The sequence below is a fragment of the Methylobacterium sp. J-077 genome (assembly GCF_022829365.1).
Taxonomy (GTDB): Bacteria; Pseudomonadota; Alphaproteobacteria; order Rhizobiales; family Beijerinckiaceae; genus Methylobacterium.
Genome location: NZ_JAKSYJ010000046.1, coordinates 21,231 through 36,334, shown reverse-complemented (window position 1 = coordinate 36,334; position 15,104 = coordinate 21,231). Strand labels below are relative to the sequence as shown.

Genomic DNA, 15,104 nt, shown 5'->3' with positions numbered 1-15,104 from the left:
ACGCGATCCTTGGCAACGGCCATCTCGCTCCTGGGATGGCTGTGCTAACCAAACCGTTTCCGATCGAAGAGATGGCCGCGCGCATCCGATCGATGATCGAGGCGAAGCAGTAGGACGTTCAGCGCCGCTCGCCTGTTTTGGCCGGATAGGGCGTGCCGGGCGACACATCCGGCACCGTCGCGCTACCCCTCTCCCCCCCTGCTGCGCAGGGTACCCTCCCCCGCAGGGGGGGGAGGGAGGGCGCGTGTCATCCCCGAAGCAGGCCTGCTTTCCGGCTCAAGGGAATCCAAGACCCGATCCGTGAGCCCGGTCGCCCGCACGCGAGAGGGCATCCGTGCCCTGTCCGGCCATGCGTGAGTCCGGTCGCCGCCTCTGGGGCCGGCTTCGGCCGCGGCTCCTCCTCGCCCTGCCGGTGTTGTTTGGACTGGCCGCCCTGGGCTTCGGCATCGCCGCCTGGCGGGCGGATGCGGCCAACCGGAGCATCGCTGCGCTCGAGGCCGGCATGGATCTCGACGTGGGCGCGGCCGCGCCAGCGTCGGTCCTGGTGGCGCGGGTCGGCTACCTCGCCGGGCACGGGCGGCTCGAAGAGACCGAGCCCCTGGTCGCCGCCCTGGACCGGGCGGCCGCGGCCGACGCCGCGTCCCGCGCGCGCTACCGGGTCGCCAATGCAAGGATGCGCGAGGCCTTCGGGCTCCTGACTCGCGGCGCCCTCGACAAGGCCGGCCCCCAGGTGACCCTGGCCCGCCAGGACTACCGCCGGGCGCTGCGCGACCGGCCGGATTTCTGGGACGCGAAGTTCAACCTCGACGTCGCCTCGCGGTTGATCCGCGATTTTCCCGAATTCGACCGCGCCAGCGGCGACGAGCTGCGCGCCGAGCCGAAGCAGATCTGGACCGACATCCCCGGGCAGCCGCGGGGCGGCCCATGAAACGGGAGACAGAAAGCCAGCAAACAGTTCTGAAAAGTCTGCCGCTCGGCCGCAACCTGCGCGGTCGCCGGTTCCAGGCGCTGGCCCTCGCCCTGGTGCTGGTCATCGCCGCCCTGGTGGTGCCGGCCCTGAAGGTGACGCGCGCGGGCGTCGCGGTGCTGGCGGTGGTGGACATCACCGGCTCGATGAACGTGCGCGACTACGCGGTCGACGGCCGCCCGGCGAGCCGGCTGGAGACCGCCAAGGCGGCCCTGCGCCGGCTGGTGGCGGACCTGCCCTGCGGCTCGCGGGTCGCGCTGGCGCTGTTCACCGAGCGGAAGCCGTTCCTGCTGTTCGAGCCCGTGGAGGTCTGCGCCGATTTCGCGCCGCTCGACGGCGCCCTGGCGGGTCTCGACTGGCGGATGGCCTGGGAAGGCGACAGCCGGATCAGCGCCGGCTTCTACCGGGCGATCGAGATGGCGGCGGGGCTCGGCACGGACCCGCTGTTCGTCACCGACGGCCAGGAGACGCCGCCGCTTCCCGCCGGGCAGGTGCCGCCCTTCGAAGGCAAGCCGGGGGCGGTGCGCGGCCTGATCGTCGGCGCCGGGGCCTACGGCTTGTCGCCGATCCCCAAATTCGACGATCGCGGCCGCGAGAGCGGTTTTTTCGCCGAGACCGACGTGCAGCAGGAGAACCGGTTCTGGCCTCCGCCGGCCGATGCCGAATCTCGCGCCGGCTACAATCCCCGCAACGCCCCGTTCGGTGCCGCGGCCGCCCAGGGCAGCGAGCACCTCTCGTCAGTGCGTGAGGGCCACCTAAATCAGCTCGCCGCCGTCACGGGCCTTGCCTACGCCCATCTCGACGGGCCGGGCGGGCTCGACCGGCCCCTGATCGCGGCCGGGACGCCGCGTCCGCTGCCCGGCCGCATCGATCTGCGGCCCGCGCTGGGCGCCGTGGCGCTCGCCCTCGTGCTCGGTACCCTGCTGGCGGCGCCCCTGCGCGGCCTCACCCGCCGGGCCACCCCGTTCCTCTTCACCAACCGCCTGCGTTTCCGGAAAGCCTGATCATGCGTCGCGTCCTCGCCACCCTCGCCATCCTGTTCGCCGCCGGCACGGCCTTGGCCCACGGCCCGACCCCCCAAAAAATCGACCAGACCATCACGATCCGGGCGACGCCGGACGCGGTCTGGAAGGTGGTCGGGCCGTTCGGAGGCATCGGCGCCTGGCATCCGGACGTGACCAAGGTCGAGGCCACGGGGGGCGACGGCGCGGGCGCCGTCCGCAAGGTCACGTTGAAGCGCAGCGGTACCCTGGTCGAGGGCCTCGACGAATGGAAGGGGGCCGAGCGGACCTATTCCTACCGCCTGTCCGACCCCGATCTCGACGCCCTGCCGGTCTCGTCCTACTCGGCGACCGTCACGGTGACGCCGGACGGCGAGGGCGCGAAGGTCGCATGGATGGGCCGCTTCTACCGGGGCGATACCGGCAACGAGCCGCCCGAGAACCTGAACGACGAAGCCGGCAAGGAGGCGATGAACCGCTACTTCGCCGAGGGCCTCAAGGGCCTGAAGGCGAAGCTGGAGAGCGGGCCGCAGCGATGAGGGTTTCGCGGCGCCTTATCGGGGTCGTGAGCCTCGCGCTCGCCGCCGGGCCGGCAGCAGCGGCGGGGTCCGTCTGGGTCGCGAGCCAGCAGGGCGCCCGCGCCACCCGGATCGAGCGGCCGGACGGCGCACCCGCTGCATCGGTGCCGGTAGCCTCGTCCCCGGCCGTAGTCGTGGCTGGTCCCGGGGGGCGGCTCTATCTCAGCCATCCGGATGGCAAAGCGGTCACGGTGATCGCCGCCGACGGGGCGAGCCGGCACTGGCCCGTCCCCGGCCAGCCCTTCGGGCTCGCGGCGGACCCGGATGGGCGCTTCCTCTATGTCGGTGACTGGTCCGGCAATCGGGTGCTGCGTCTCTCGGCGGAGACCGGTGCGGTCGAGGGCGAGGTCGCGGTCGGGCGCGACCCGGCCGGGCTGACCCTCGGCGCCAACGGCCGGCTCTACGTGGCCGAGCGCGAGGGCCGCAGCGTCGGCGTGATCGACACCGCCCGAATGGCGCGGATCGCCGGCATCCCGGTCGGCGACGGGACCTTCGCCCTGGCCTACGATCCGGTCCGCGACCGGGTCTACGTCGCCAACGTGCGCAGCAACGACCTCAGCGTCATCGATGCCGGCGCGCTCAAGCCCGTCGCGACGGTGCCGGTCGGGGCGAGCCCCTACGGCGTCGCCATCAGCCCGGACGGGCGGCGCGTGGTCGTCACCAACCAGCATGCCGGCACCGTCTCGATCGTCGATGCCGAGGCGCTTAGCGTTGCCGCCACGGTCCCGGTCGGCCGCTATCCCGAGGGCGTGGCGATCCTGGGCGGACGCGCCTACGTCGCGAACTGGTTCTCGGACGACGTCTCCGTCATCGACCTCGCGACGCTGAAGGAGATGGGCCGGATCCCGGTGGCCGAGGGGCCGCGCACCCTGGTGGCGAATCAGCCGGCTCTCGGGGAGGCCGGCCGGTGAGGCGGGCGCTCGCCAGCCTGATGGCCGCCGGCCTCATGCTCGCCGCCTGCGACCGGCCCCAGGAACCCGGCTCGGAGGATGGCCAAGCGGTGGTGGCGCGGACCTCGGAGGGCGAGCTGCCGGCCTGGCTGTCGCCCACGGACGGGACCGACCCGGCCCGCTGGCTCGCCGGCCGGGAGGTCGGCCACCCGCTGCCGGCCGGGGCCGAACCCGTCCGGACGATGCAGGAGGCGCTCACGGAGGCCAAGGCCGGATTCATCGAGGATCCGCGCATGATCGCCAACCGCACGGCCCAGCTCGGGCAGATGCTCGCCGAGAGGGGCAAGACCGAGCGATACGCGCAGCTGCTCACCGGGTTCAGCGCGGTCGCGGCCCGGCGCGGCCGCCACAAGAGCCTCTACGGAGAGATGTGCCAGCACTATTTCAACACCCGCGCCCGGGGCGTCGACCACGCCGCCGCCCTGGCGCTGCTCGCCGAAAGGTTCGCGCCCGGCCTCGGGACGGAGGAGTCGCGGTGAGCGCCGCGCCGCGCTTTGCCGCGTCAGGCTTGGCCGAGCCCCCGTCCCGGCACGCCGCCCGGCCGCGCGACCTCCTGATCGTCGACGACCACCCGATCGTCCTCCACGGCTTCCGGCTGCTCGCCGAGGAGGCCGGGATCGCGCGCGTCCACGAGGCGCGCGACATCGTCGGCGCCTACCGCGCGTTCCACCGCCACCGGCCTGCCGTGGTGGTGACCGACCTGAGCTTCCGGGACGACGGCCTGTCCGGCCTGTCGCTGATCCGCCGGATCCGCGCGCTGGAGCCGGAGGCGCGGATCCTCGCGTTGAGTATGCATCGCGACCCGGTCATCGTCGCCCGCGTCCTGGACTGCGGGGCCCTGGGCTTCGTGGTCAAGGATGCGCCCGCCGCCTCCTTCCTGGACGCGCTGGAGGCGGTGACCAACGGCCGCTCCTACCTGCCCCACGCCATCGCCATCGAGGTCGCGATGCTGAATGCCGGCGCGCGCGACCGGCCGCTGGCGAATCTGAGCAGCCGGGAGATGCAGATCCTGGTGCTGATCGGGAAGGGCAAGCCCTACGACGAGATCGCCGAGATCCTGACACTCAACTACCGCAGCGTCGTGAACGCCACCGCCGCGCTGCGGTGCAAGCTCGCTGTCGGCAGTATGGCCGAGCTCATGCAGATCGCCGCAGCCCAGGCCGGGGCCGTATCCTGACCGGCCGCAGCCGCGAAACCTTGGCCCGCGCCTCGACGCCGGACGGGCGACGGCAGACGCGCCGCGCGCTCTACGGCCGCGTCCCAGGAATCGGACTCGCGACGATGCTGTACGACCTTGATTCCGCATCGTCCCGAAGGCTGGCGGCCACCTTCCGGGACGATGCGTCAACGAGGCGGGGTTTCCGCCATCGCCCGCACCTGGGCCACGAAATGCGTGCGCGCCTCGGGGCTTGCCTGCCGCAGATAGGCCCGAACGAGGTTGAGGAGGGCGACAACGTCGGGGCTATGGCCGTCCCTCGAAATCGTCTCGTCCGTGTCCGCTGCGAAGAAGCGGGAGACCGGCACGCCGAGCGCCCGCGCGATCTCGCCCAGGGAGCTTCCGAGCGATGCGGCGCGGTTCTTCGTGCCCGACGGTTTGGAATCGCCACACATGATCGGTTCAACGCGGCTCGGGGACGGTTGTGCGGGCGAAGCGGCGAGATCCTGTCCTTCCAACGGCCCTGCGACGCGAAGGCGCCCCGATCCGATCATGAAATTTTCGACAGGGTTCTGGATGAAATGGTACACTCTCGCTCCAGATTATCCTGACGTGGCCAAGCAGGATCACTCCGATGGGACAGCGCTCGAAGACGCCGGTCACCGGGACCGACGGCTTCCGTGAACCGCTCGACCGGCTCCGCGCCGCGCTGGACGCGTCGTGCGTGGTCGGCGTCTGGGACTGGGATATCGTCCGCCACGTCGTGGTCTACGATGCCGGCGCGGCGCGCCTGCTGGCCGGCGATCCCGATCTGGCCGAGACCGAGCTGAGCGGCCATGCCGCCCTGGCTGCCGTGCATCCCGCCGACCATGCCTGGCTGCTCAAGCATGTCCAGGAGGCCTCGCAGACCGGCGGCCTGGTGATCGCCGAATACCGGGTCATCGCTCAGGACGGCACGGTGCGTTGGCTGCTCAGCCGTGGGCGCACGTATCTGGACCCGAACGGGCGTCCGGTCCGCTGCCGCGGCGTCATCATCGACATCACCGAGATGCAGCATCCGGGCGGCGAGCGCTACGTCTTCAGCAACCTGACGGCGCCGGCCGATCCCCTGGAGCGGGCCGCCGACCTGGCCATCGCGCTGAAGCGCACGCTCGACGCCGAGACGCCGCCCGAGATTCGGGCTGCCACGGATGTGCTGCTGATGAGCCTTGGCCGCGTGCTCGCGCGGACTGACGGCAAGCGCTGAACCGCCCCGACCCCGGCCATCACGCTTGCGCCTGCCCCCGAGCGCGGGACCATGCCGCGCTCCGTTCGTCCTGGCCCTCCCCGGATCACCCGGGCGGAGTCTATGGGCGAGGACGTCGACGCGGCACGATCGGCTGACGCATCCCATCCGGCTGCCGCTTTCTCGGATGACGGACCGGGAGGCGGCGGCCTCGGCCCTTGCTCGCCCCTCGGACCGCCTCGACGGACGATCCAAACCCTGCCGTTCCCGCCCACCGTTGTTGAAGGGACTATGTTTCGCAGGGCCCTAGGTCGGTCGGCATATATTCAAGCAATAATTTTTTGGAACCAAATGTGTTCGGCATCAGAAGACGTAATGCTTGATCTGTAAATACCAATTCAATGGAACGCATCATGGATCGGAGGGATTGACGGGGTCCGGAATGATCGACGGAGCCCACCATGCGTACCCCTCTTGCTGCCCTTGTTGTCGCCACGCTGTTCGGATCGAGCGCCCTCGCGCAGACCACCGTGACCGGCACGCCGGCGGCCCCCGACGCGAAGACGAGCCAGCAATCCGGCGGGCAGGAGAGCGTCACCCGGCCGAACACCGACAAGATGACCCCCAACGGCGGCGGCACCGCCGCCCATGGCAACGTCCAGCTCGAGAAGGGCGCCAACAGCTTCACCGAGGGTGAGGCGCGCGCCCGGCTGGAGAAGGCCGGCTACGCGGACGCCAAGAGCCTCACGAAGGACGGTGACGGCATCTGGCGCGGCACCGCCATGCACGGTGGCAAGCCGGTCAACGTGGGCCTCGATTTCAAGGGCAACGTGTCGGCGCAGTGATCTCCTGATCCGGCCCCCGACCTCGACGTGCACGAAGGAAAAAATTTCATGGCTCAGCAAACCATCACCGCCCTCTACGACCGCTACGAGGATGCCAGCGCGGCTGTCGGCAAGCTCGAGGCCGGCGGCATCCCGCACGGCGATATCAGCCTCGTCAGCAACAATGAGGGCGACCGCCATGCCGGCCGCACCGGCACGGATGGGACCCACGTCAGTGCCGACACCAAGGAGAAGGCCAAGGACGGGACCGGCACCGGCGCCACGCTCGGCACCGTGGTCGGCGGCGCGGCTGGCCTTCTGGCGGGTCTTGGCCTGATCGCGATCCCGGGCGTCGGGCCGGTCGTGGCCGCGGGCTGGCTCGTCGCCACCTTGACGGGCGCCGGGATCGGTGCCGCCGCCGGTGGCCTCGGCGGGGCGTTGACCGGTGCCGGCGTCAGCGAGACGGATGCCCATGCCTACGGCGAAGGCGTGCGCCGGGGCGGAACGCTCGTTACCGTCCGGGTCGACGACGCGCGTACCACGATGGTGCCGATGGTCATGGACGTTCTGGAGCAGCACGGTTCGGTCGATCTCGACCAGAAGGCCAGCGCTTGGCGGGCCGACGGTTGGGAGGCACCCGCCGCGGGTGCTGCGCCCACCGGCGCGACCGACGGTCGGAGCCGGGTCCGGGCCTATCCGGGCACCACGAGCCTCTGATCGGTTCGGCGGGCACTATCGTCCAGGCAGCCTAAGCCGGATCGATCCTCGGCCTAGTGAGACGCTTCCATCTCTACGTCGGCGGCCGGGACCTGTGTTCCGGCCGCTTCTCGTTCGCGACCTGCTGGCCTGCCGACGCTATCGCCGGCGCGCCATCTTTCTCCGGAAGCCGACCACCATCTTTCGAGACGATGTGCCACCATTTCCGGCGCGCGGCCTGCAGCGGAGCGGACCGTGGGAACAAAATAACGTTGAAAGTCGCATTTGGTGTGTTGAATCCCAGGTCGGTCCGAAACAACAAGGGTGGTGTTGTAGGGCCAAAAGGGATCAATATGAACGAGACATCCTATGGGAAATCTTCCAACTTCACCGAGTTGACGGTTGATCTTGTCGTCGCCTATGTCGCGAACAATCCTGTCCCGGCTACAGAGCTACCGGCGCTGATCGCCCGGATATACGGCGCGATCGCCAGCCTGGCTGCCGGCACGGCGCCGGGCGAGATCGGTACGGCCGCGTCGGTCTCCGTCGACAAGCCGAGCCCGGCCCAGATCCGCAAGTCGGTCCAGCAGGATGGGATCGTCAGCTTCCTCGACGGCAAGACCTACAAGACCTTGAAACGGCACCTGGCCGCCAACGGCCTGAGCCCGCAGAGCTACCGCGAGCGCTACGGCTTGCCGGCCGATTATCCGATGGTCGCCCCGAGCTACGCCGAGCAGCGCTCCGCCCTCGCCAAGGCGATCGGCCTGGGCCAGCCCGGCGCCATGGCCAAACGCAAGGGCGACGCCGCCTGAGCGAGCCGTTCCCGATGGGGCAGGCCGTGCGCCGGCCGTCATCGCATCCGTCGACGATCGATCCCCTGGAACCTGCCCGTCTCGACGGTCAGGCGATGGTTTGCTGCTGAAGACGCGCGCGTTCGGACATTCCGGCGGGTCCGCGGAGATGTCGAACCTGCCTTCTTCGCCCTCGGGCCCGATCGTCAGGTCGGTCCGCTCCAGCCTGAGAGCCGCCCCGGCGCGGCCGTGAGCCGGGCTCACCGGACAGGCCGCCCCGGCCGATCCCCGGCCTTCCGACCGCCGACGACAGCAGGGCGCCCGTCCTCGCACCGAGCGCAACGGCTGGGTGAGACGGATCTCCACAGCCGGTTCGTGCGGTTGTGCGTGCACCGCGTTCCTGTCTAGTCTAGAACATATAGGGAACATGATGCGCGGCCGGCCCGGTCGGCTGTCCCGATGCCGCGGCCTCGAACTGGAATGGAGGGCTGTCGATTGATCGAGGAACGGCCGATGCCGACGAAGCTCTATCGCTTCCACTGCACGGACGGGCACGAGCTGGTGATCGACCTCAAGGGCCGGCGCGTGCCGACCCTGGCGCAGATGCGCGTCCAGGCCGAGCGGGTCGCCCTCGGGCTTATGGAGCGGGTCGAACGGTTCGACTGGTCGGGCTGGCAGGTCGAGGCCTACGATGCCAAGGGGCGGCGCGTCTGGATCCGGGCGTTCGTCGACGTGAACGTGGATGTGCAGGCCGCGTGAGACGCGGCGGCTCGCGCATCGTGCCGGATACCGGAAGGGAGACAGACAGATGGCGTTCAAGCCGAAATCCGCCGCGGAGACCAAGGCGAAGGATCTGGGCCTCGCGCTCGCCCGGATCGCCGAGGGCGACGGCACGCCGGCGAGCATCGGGGTGGATCAATTGCGGCGGGTGAGTCCGCGCCTGACCCCGCTGGCGATCGGCCAGATGGTGCGCAAGGAGCGCGCGACCGTCGAAGAAACGCTCGCCGCGCGCGGCTTGGCCCTGGTCGACTATGCCGACCAGGGGCCGGGCCGCGGCATGGAATTCGTCATCGACGCGGCGGACTGATCCGGGTGGGGCCGGTCAGGCGACCGCCGGACGCGCTCGCAGCAGACGACCGGCCAGCCGGAACGGCAGGAGCGGCAGCTTGAACAGGGCCGTGACGGCCAGGACTGCGACAACGGTGAGGATCGCCAGGATAGAGTTGATCAAGCGGTGCGCGCTCCCATGAGAGGGCCGCCCTCGCGGGCTGATGACGACAGGGGGCGCCCGGAACGCGGCGAGACTATGGACGCCGCAGCTTTCGATTGCAGGCATGCGCGGCCGGCCATCCGTCGCCCGGAACGCGGAAACGGATGGCGCGCAAGGGGTTTTCCTGATTGCGCAGGGTTCATCCGCCCCGGTCCCGGCGATCCGGGGGCCGGCCCGGCGACACAGGGCCGCAACTGCGGATCACGACGGGTGAGACGACGGGGCCGACATGAACCAGCGCGGTGCAGGCAGGATCGGCCTCGTCCCGGCCGGGCTGGCCGCCGCGGAGGTCCAGACCTGCAAGGCTGCGCCGGGGCGCTTCACGGATGCGGAGAACCGCTTCGCCTCGGGCCAGCCGCTCCGGGTGAAGCTGGCCGAGCCGACCCGGTTCCTGGTCGATCTCGGCAAGGCCCGGCTGCGCCCGGACGAACGCCTCGACATCACCGTCCTCGACATCGCTCGCGCCGGGTTCGACGGATCGGGCTTCGCCTCGCCGACGGGAATCCGCATCGTGACCGATGTCATCGCAACACGCGCTTCTCCACCGGCGGTCTGGAGTACGAGCGCGGCTTCTGCGCGACTGGTTCGCAAAGCGGTTTCCCGCGGGGGCTGAGCGGGGCTGAATCACCGTCGGATCAGGGATCACGTTGCTCAAAACGCTGCGCTTTTCCCGCCTCCTTGTGGGGAGGAGCGCGCGTTGCGCTTCGCAGAAGGCGACGTATGACCATCGTCGCCTGCACGGGTGAGGGTGGGATTGGCAACCGGGATGGTGCTTCACACCGTCCGAGCCGTTCAAGGCCCCGCGCGCAACCGATCGGCCAACATCACTCCGCGGCGGTACCGCTCAGGGCCTCCCGGGGGGCGCCGCGCGAGCGCGCGGGTCGGGTGCCGTTGGAGCGGGCGGCCTTGCCGGCGGCGAAGAGCAGGAGGGCCGCCAGGCCGAGCAGGACGAGGTCGACCCCGAGGAACAGCGGATCGACCGGGTCGCCGGCACCGTAGGCCCGCTGCATCCGCCAGCCATCGGCCGCGGCGGCGGCCGCGTACAGGGCGGCGGCCGCACTCAGCACCTCGGGCCAGGCCCGGCGCCGCGGCCGCAGCAGGCCGACCGCCGCGATCAGCACCCAGACGGCGAAGAAGCCGCGGATCTCCCAGAGCGCCCGGTCGGGCATCGCCACCGGCAGGATCCGGTTGGCCAGGAAATAGCCCGCGATCGCCGCCGGCAGCCCGGCGATGGTCGCGATGTTCAGGCCCTGGACGAGGCGCAGGCCCGGATGCAAGCCGACCCCGACCTCAGGTCCGGCCTCGGTCCTGGCCTTCTTGGGCAGGCGCGCCACCGACCACAGCAGCAGGCCCGTGGCCACCATGGCGCTGCCGGCGAGCCCGCACAGGAAGAACAGGATCCGGAGCGCCGGCCCGGCGAAATGCGCCTCGTGCAGGCCGACCATCGTGGTGAAGGTCTTGGCCGCCGGCTTCAACCCGCCCGCCCGGACCTCCACAACGGCGCCGGTGGTGCCGTCGAAGGCGACCTGAGGATGCTCGTGCGAGAGCCCGTGCGGCTCCTCGAACACCACCACCACGGTGGCGTTGGCGTCCTTCGGGTTGACGATCGAGATTCGCTCCAGGGGCTTGTGGATCGTCTCCAGGGCGCGCAGCACCATCGGGCCGATCGGTGCCAGCGTGCCGGGCCGGCCCGCGGGCGGGCGCGGCACGGTGATCTGGCCGGCCTCGGCGAAGAAACGCTGCGTGTCGCCCCGATAGGCCGTGTACATGCCCCAGGGCATGTACAGGAACGAGAGGGTGACCAGCCCGGTATAGGTGATCATCAGGTGGAACGGCAGGGCGAGGACGCCCGTGACGTTGTGGGCGTCGAGCCAGCCGCGCTGGGCCGACTTGTCCCGCCGGAAGGTGAAGAAGTCGGCAAAGATCCGCCGATGGGTGATGATGCCGGAGATCAGCGCCATCAGCATGATCATCGCGCAGATGCCGACGACCCAGCGGCCCCAGAGGGGCGCCATGTTCAGTTCGAAGTGGAAGCGGTAGAGAAAATCGCCGCCGCGGGTGTCGCGCAACGTAGCCGGCGCACCGGTCCCCGGGTCCAGGAACGCCCGGTTCGGCGGCTGGCCCGGCCCGGTCCGCCAGAACAGTTCGAGCAGGGGCATGTCCGGGCGCGGCGGCGTGATGAACCACGCCCGCGCGCCACTCGCCTGCGCCTGGAGGTAGGCGACGCCGCGCTCCACCGAGGCCGCCATCGCGTCGGGGCCGAGCGCGACACCCGCGTGGATCTCGGGCCGCATCCAGCGCGAGATCTCGGGCCGGTAATAGCTCGCGGTCCCGGTGATGAAGACCGAGAACAGCACCCAGCCGACGATCAGGCCGGACCAGGCGTGCAGCCATGCCATCGACTGCCGGAAGCTGTTGCGCATGAGGGGGATCTCACCAGCGGTAGCGCAGGGTGGCGTAGACCGTGCGCGGCAGGCCGTAGAAGCAGCTCGAATAGCTGAAGCAGCCGGTGACGGTGCGCTCGTCGAGCAAATTCTGGATGTTGAGCTGCGCGCTGAGACCACTCAGGCGCGGGTCGAGATGCCTCATGTCGTACGAGGCCACGGCGTCGACGAGCAGGCTCGACGGCGTGTGGAACGTGTTGGCCGGGTCGCCCCAGGACGCGCCGAGATAACGCACGCCGCCGCCGATTCCGAGCCCCAGGAGCGGGCCGCCGGTGAAGCGGTAATCGATGAACAGCGAGGCGGTCGTGTCGGGGATCTGGACCGGGCGGCGGCCCAGGAGCGGGACCTGTTGCCGGGTCAGGTCGTTCTGGGTCGTGCTCGTGTCCCGCGTGTTGCGCGCGTCGAGCAGCGAGAAGCCGCCGATCAGGCTGAGCCCCTCGGCCACGGTCGCCCGGGCCTCGAACTCGACGCCCCGAACCCCGACCTCGCCGCTCTGCAGGTTGAAGCCGGTATTGGCCCGGTCCGGCGTCAGCGAATTCGACCGGCGGATGTCGAAGGCCGCGGCCGTGAGCAGGATATCCGTGCCCGGCGGCTGGACCTTGATCCCGGCCTCGTACTGGTCGCTCGAGATCGGGTCCGGGATGCGCCCGATGGAACCCAAGGCCGGGTCGAAGAGGCGCCCGCTGGTGATCGGCTCGAACGCTTGGCTGTAGGAGACGTACGGGGCGACGCCGTTCTCGAACAGGTAGAGCAGGCTGGCCCGGCCCGTGAAAGCGTCGGAGGGCACGTCCTGGTAGGCGACCGCGCCGGTGGCCAGCGTCCGGGTCGGCCCGGATTGCCGCGCCACGTCGTAGCGTCCGCCCAGGGTGAGGACGAGGCCGCCGAGCTTCATCTGATCCTGAAAATACACCCCCGTCTGCGCCGAGGTGATCTTGGCGGCTGACGTGAAGTCCGGGGTCGGGATATTCATGGCGTAGTTCGGCGCCAGCACGTTGAGGTCGGGCGCGCTCGGGAACGGCGTGGCGAGGCTCCAGGTCCGGAAGGTCCGGTGGTCGACCCCGAGCAGGGCGGTGTGCGCCACGGGGCCGGTGTCGAAATCGGCCACGGCATTGTTGTCGATCGTGTAGGCGTCGATATCGACCCGGGTTGCGATCCGGGCGCGGCCGAGCAGCGGCCCGCTGGCGAACGGGCCGTTGGCATCCGCGAAGGCGCTGTAGACGCTGCGGTAATCGCCTTCCGTGCGCAGGTAGCGGCCGGCCGCGTGGAACCGCAACCAGTCGGTGACGCGATGATCGAACAGGTACGCGACCGAGCCCTGTGTCCGGTCCGAGCGCTCGAAATTGCGGTCGCCGTCGTAGAAATCCACCGGCAGGCGGCCGATCCGCCCGCCGCCGAAGTTCCGGGCGAAGACCGTGCCGACCGCCGGAAAGCCGCCGTAGAAGCCCGAGAATGGATCGCGCTGGTAGTTGCCGATGATCGTCAGCGACGTGTCGGTGGAGGGCCGCCAGGTGAGGCCCGGGTTGATGAAGGCCCGCTCCACCCGGGTGGTCACCGCCTGCGCGTCGCCGTTCCAGCCCAGCCCTACCACCCGGTAGGCGAACTGGTCGGCCAGGCCCGGGATGTCGGAGGCGATCGGCCCGCCGACGTCGAAGCCGCTGCGCACCTCGTTGAAGCCGCCGCCCTGGACGAAGACCTCGCCGTGGCGGACGAATTGCGGGACCTTCGAGACGAGGTTGACGATACCGCCGGGCCCGGATTGCCCGTACAGGACCGAGGCCGGCCCCTTGATGATGTCGATCCGCTCCAGCCGATAGGCATCGACCGACGGGAAGGCGTCGCGGTTGGTGGGCAGGGCCAGCCCATCGAGGAACAGCGGCGCGACGAAACCGCGGATGTAGAATTGCTCCAGCCGCGTCGCGCCGGCGCCGCCGCGCTGCTCGGTGGTGACGCTCGGGGTGTAGCGCAGGGCCTGGGTGACCGTCAGCGCGTTCTGGTCCTCGATCTGCTGGCGCCTGATCACCGACACGGATTGCGCCGTCTCCAGGATCGGCGTGTCGGTCTTCGTGCCGACCGTGCTGCGGCTGGCGACGTAGCCCGGAACCGGGCCGGCCGGCCCGCCGGCGCCGTACAGGTCGCCGTTGAGGGTCCGGCCGCGTCCTTCGCCGGTCACGCTCAGTTCGGACAGCTCGATGTCGGTCGCGGTCTGCGCCCGAACGGGGTCGGGCGCCACGACCACGCAAGTCGTCGAGAGCAACGCGAGATACAGAGATCCGGCCAGCGACCGTTCGACTGCGTTCCAGGTCGCTTCAGCCCGGGACCGGTTCATCAGGATGCCTCTAGCACGAGCACGAAAACGCCTGCGCTCTCTACGAAAACTTCGGCCTCACGTTGCCGTGATCGTGTTGCCACCAGAGTACTGATCGAAGCAACCGCTATGTTATAGAAGAATTTTAATATAACTTGGATCAATTCCAAATCATGCTGGCCAAAGTCAGCCGATCCTCGGGTTTAAAACCCATCCCCGGTGCCGGGAACGCCGCGCCCGGAGCCGCCCTGCTGTGCTACGGGTAACCCGGGACGGTATTTGCGGATCAGCTCCGTGCGCCCGTCCCGCCCGACGACGCCGTGACGCGGTGACATCGGCGCACCGATACGGCCAAGATATGCGCGTTGCACAAGCGGGGGTTGCATCGCGGTGTGAAACTCAATCGTGCACGATGCAGTTAAGCCGCCTGTAGATTGTAGCCGACCTCGCCTGCACGCCGTGAAAGACCGTTCCGATATGACGACCGTGACCAAACCGAAGCTGGCGACAGACGCCGACCGCGCGATCGGGAGCCGCATCGCGGCGCTCCGGGCTGCGCAGGGCTTGAGCCAGACGACGCTTGGTCACGCGATCGGCGTGAGTTTCCAGCAGGTTCAGAAATACGAGAAGGGCCGCAACCGCGTCGGCGCCAGCCGCCTGCAGATGATCGCGGACCAGCTGAAGGTTCCGGTCGAGACGTTTTTCGCCGACAAGACATCGGTTGATGCCGGCGCCGCGTCCGTCCAGACCTATTTCGACGATCCCGAGATCATGGACCTCATCGTGGCGTTCCGGTCCATCTCGGACCAGACGACGCGCAGCGGCGTCCTGTCGATCGTGAAGGCCGCCGCCGCGCTCCGGAACGCCCGCACCGAAGCCTGACTGGATTCCCGCCGG

At 69.8% G+C, this 15,104-nt stretch carries 18 protein-coding genes; 14 read left to right on the top strand and 4 right to left on the bottom strand.

Annotated elements, in window-relative coordinates; all coding sequences use genetic code 11:
- The first annotated feature begins 349 nt into the window (after positions 1–349).
- Genes MKL11_RS02645 through MKL11_RS02620 form a run of 6 tightly spaced genes read left to right on the top strand, consistent with a single transcriptional unit; the run spans position 350 to position 4,673 of the window.
- Complete coding sequence (locus MKL11_RS02645) at positions 350–928, top strand: MxaK protein (RefSeq protein WP_243940019.1); 579 nt, start codon at positions 350–352, stop codon at positions 926–928.
- Positions 925–1,971 carry a vWA domain-containing protein gene (locus tag MKL11_RS02640; RefSeq protein ID WP_243940017.1) on the top strand — a complete coding sequence of 349 codons (1,047 nt, stop codon included), beginning with the start codon at positions 925–927 and terminating at the stop codon, positions 1,969–1,971. Before MKL11_RS02645 ends, MKL11_RS02640 begins: the two co-directional genes overlap by 4 nt.
- Positions 1,972–1,973: 2 nt before the next feature.
- On the top strand, positions 1,974–2,507 hold the full coding sequence (locus MKL11_RS02635) for an SRPBCC family protein (protein ID WP_243940016.1): 534 nt from the start codon (positions 1,974–1,976) through the stop codon (positions 2,505–2,507).
- The gene (locus MKL11_RS02630; RefSeq protein ID WP_243940014.1) at positions 2,504–3,457 is read left to right on the top strand and encodes a YncE family protein; all 954 of its coding nucleotides are present in this window, start codon (positions 2,504–2,506) and stop codon (positions 3,455–3,457) included. Before MKL11_RS02635 ends, MKL11_RS02630 begins: the two co-directional genes overlap by 4 nt.
- Complete coding sequence (locus MKL11_RS02625) at positions 3,454–3,975, top strand: MxaH protein (protein WP_243940012.1); 522 nt, start codon at positions 3,454–3,456, stop codon at positions 3,973–3,975. The genes MKL11_RS02630 and MKL11_RS02625 overlap by 4 nt, the downstream gene beginning before the upstream one ends.
- Positions 3,972–4,673, top strand: a complete 702-nt coding sequence (locus MKL11_RS02620) for a response regulator transcription factor (RefSeq protein WP_243940010.1) — start codon at positions 3,972–3,974, stop codon at positions 4,671–4,673. The genes MKL11_RS02625 and MKL11_RS02620 overlap by 4 nt, the downstream gene beginning before the upstream one ends.
- A 167-nt stretch (positions 4,674–4,840) precedes the next feature.
- On the opposite strand, the gene MKL11_RS02615 is transcribed toward MKL11_RS02620, so the two are convergent.
- Positions 4,841–5,242 (bottom strand): hypothetical protein, encoded by a 402-nt coding sequence (locus MKL11_RS02615; protein WP_243940008.1) that lies wholly within the window; start codon positions 5,240–5,242, stop codon positions 4,841–4,843.
- A gap of 44 nt (positions 5,243–5,286) precedes the next feature.
- Between MKL11_RS02615 and MKL11_RS02610 the strand changes: the two genes are divergently transcribed.
- From MKL11_RS02610 to MKL11_RS02585, 6 genes are all read left to right on the top strand, one after another.
- Complete coding sequence (locus tag MKL11_RS02610; protein ID WP_243940006.1) at positions 5,287–5,898, top strand: PAS domain-containing protein; 612 nt, start codon at positions 5,287–5,289, stop codon at positions 5,896–5,898.
- Between the two features lie 440 nt (positions 5,899–6,338).
- On the top strand, positions 6,339–6,722 hold the full coding sequence (locus MKL11_RS02605; protein WP_243940004.1) for a hypothetical protein: 384 nt from the start codon (positions 6,339–6,341) through the stop codon (positions 6,720–6,722).
- Between the two features lie 48 nt (positions 6,723–6,770).
- Positions 6,771–7,418 (top strand): hypothetical protein, encoded by a 648-nt coding sequence (locus tag MKL11_RS02600; protein WP_243940002.1) that lies wholly within the window; start codon positions 6,771–6,773, stop codon positions 7,416–7,418.
- Positions 7,419–7,750: 332 nt separating this feature from the next.
- Positions 7,751–8,209 carry a MucR family transcriptional regulator gene (locus tag MKL11_RS02595; protein WP_243940000.1) on the top strand — a complete coding sequence of 153 codons (459 nt, stop codon included), beginning with the start codon at positions 7,751–7,753 and terminating at the stop codon, positions 8,207–8,209.
- A gap of 492 nt (positions 8,210–8,701) precedes the next feature.
- Positions 8,702–8,947 carry a DUF6894 family protein gene (locus tag MKL11_RS02590; RefSeq protein ID WP_243939999.1) on the top strand — a complete coding sequence of 82 codons (246 nt, stop codon included), beginning with the start codon at positions 8,702–8,704 and terminating at the stop codon, positions 8,945–8,947.
- Between the two features lie 49 nt (positions 8,948–8,996).
- A complete protein-coding gene (locus tag MKL11_RS02585) occupies positions 8,997–9,275 on the top strand; it encodes an adenylosuccinate synthase (RefSeq protein ID WP_243939997.1) in 279 nt (92 codons plus the stop codon).
- Between the two features lie 15 nt (positions 9,276–9,290).
- Here the strand turns inward: MKL11_RS02585 and MKL11_RS32990 are convergent, their stop codons facing one another.
- Complete coding sequence (locus MKL11_RS32990; protein ID WP_279600203.1) at positions 9,291–9,419, bottom strand: hypothetical protein; 129 nt, start codon at positions 9,417–9,419, stop codon at positions 9,291–9,293.
- 268 nt (positions 9,420–9,687) lie between these two features.
- On the opposite strand from MKL11_RS32990, the gene MKL11_RS02580 reads away from it, so the two are divergent.
- Positions 9,688–10,071 (top strand): DUF3016 domain-containing protein, encoded by a 384-nt coding sequence (locus MKL11_RS02580; protein ID WP_243939995.1) that lies wholly within the window; start codon positions 9,688–9,690, stop codon positions 10,069–10,071.
- Between the two features lie 211 nt (positions 10,072–10,282).
- On the opposite strand, the gene MKL11_RS02575 is transcribed toward MKL11_RS02580, so the two are convergent.
- Together MKL11_RS02575 and MKL11_RS02570 are read right to left on the bottom strand one after the other, a co-directional pair.
- Positions 10,283–11,881, bottom strand: a complete 1,599-nt coding sequence (locus tag MKL11_RS02575) for a PepSY-associated TM helix domain-containing protein (RefSeq protein ID WP_243939993.1) — start codon at positions 11,879–11,881, stop codon at positions 10,283–10,285.
- Between the two features lie 10 nt (positions 11,882–11,891).
- Positions 11,892–14,228: a TonB-dependent siderophore receptor gene (locus MKL11_RS02570; protein ID WP_243939992.1), complete on the bottom strand. Its 2,337-nt coding sequence runs from the start codon at positions 14,226–14,228 to the stop codon at positions 11,892–11,894.
- Between the two features lie 456 nt (positions 14,229–14,684).
- Between MKL11_RS02570 and MKL11_RS02565 the strand changes: the two genes are divergently transcribed.
- Positions 14,685–15,089 (top strand): helix-turn-helix domain-containing protein, encoded by a 405-nt coding sequence (locus tag MKL11_RS02565; RefSeq protein ID WP_243939990.1) that lies wholly within the window; start codon positions 14,685–14,687, stop codon positions 15,087–15,089.
- Positions 15,090–15,104 lie beyond the last annotated feature (15 nt).

Excerpts from the sequence above, each read along its gene's own strand:
- MKL11_RS02645 (WP_243940019.1), top strand. The coding sequence starts at position 350 with ATGCGTGAGTCCGGTCGCCGCCTCTGGGGCCGGCTTCGGCCGCGGCTC.
- MKL11_RS02640 (WP_243940017.1), top strand. The coding sequence starts at position 925 with ATGAAACGGGAGACAGAAAGCCAGCAAACAGTTCTGAAAAGTCTGCCG.
- MKL11_RS02635 (WP_243940016.1), top strand. The coding sequence starts at position 1,974 with ATGCGTCGCGTCCTCGCCACCCTCGCCATCCTGTTCGCCGCCGGCACG.
- MKL11_RS02630 (WP_243940014.1), top strand. The coding sequence starts at position 2,504 with ATGAGGGTTTCGCGGCGCCTTATCGGGGTCGTGAGCCTCGCGCTCGCC.
- MKL11_RS02610 (WP_243940006.1), top strand. The coding sequence starts at position 5,287 with ATGGGACAGCGCTCGAAGACGCCGGTCACCGGGACCGACGGCTTCCGT.
- MKL11_RS02605 (WP_243940004.1), top strand. The coding sequence starts at position 6,339 with ATGCGTACCCCTCTTGCTGCCCTTGTTGTCGCCACGCTGTTCGGATCG.
- MKL11_RS02600 (WP_243940002.1), top strand. The coding sequence starts at position 6,771 with ATGGCTCAGCAAACCATCACCGCCCTCTACGACCGCTACGAGGATGCC.
- MKL11_RS02595 (WP_243940000.1), top strand. The coding sequence starts at position 7,751 with ATGAACGAGACATCCTATGGGAAATCTTCCAACTTCACCGAGTTGACG.
- MKL11_RS02590 (WP_243939999.1), top strand. The coding sequence starts at position 8,702 with ATGCCGACGAAGCTCTATCGCTTCCACTGCACGGACGGGCACGAGCTG.
- MKL11_RS02585 (WP_243939997.1), top strand. The coding sequence starts at position 8,997 with ATGGCGTTCAAGCCGAAATCCGCCGCGGAGACCAAGGCGAAGGATCTG.
- MKL11_RS02580 (WP_243939995.1), top strand. The coding sequence starts at position 9,688 with ATGAACCAGCGCGGTGCAGGCAGGATCGGCCTCGTCCCGGCCGGGCTG.
- MKL11_RS02575 (WP_243939993.1), bottom strand. The coding sequence starts at position 11,881 with ATGCGCAACAGCTTCCGGCAGTCGATGGCATGGCTGCACGCCTGGTCC.
- MKL11_RS02570 (WP_243939992.1), bottom strand. The coding sequence starts at position 14,228 with ATGAACCGGTCCCGGGCTGAAGCGACCTGGAACGCAGTCGAACGGTCG.
- MKL11_RS02565 (WP_243939990.1), top strand. The coding sequence starts at position 14,685 with ATGACGACCGTGACCAAACCGAAGCTGGCGACAGACGCCGACCGCGCG.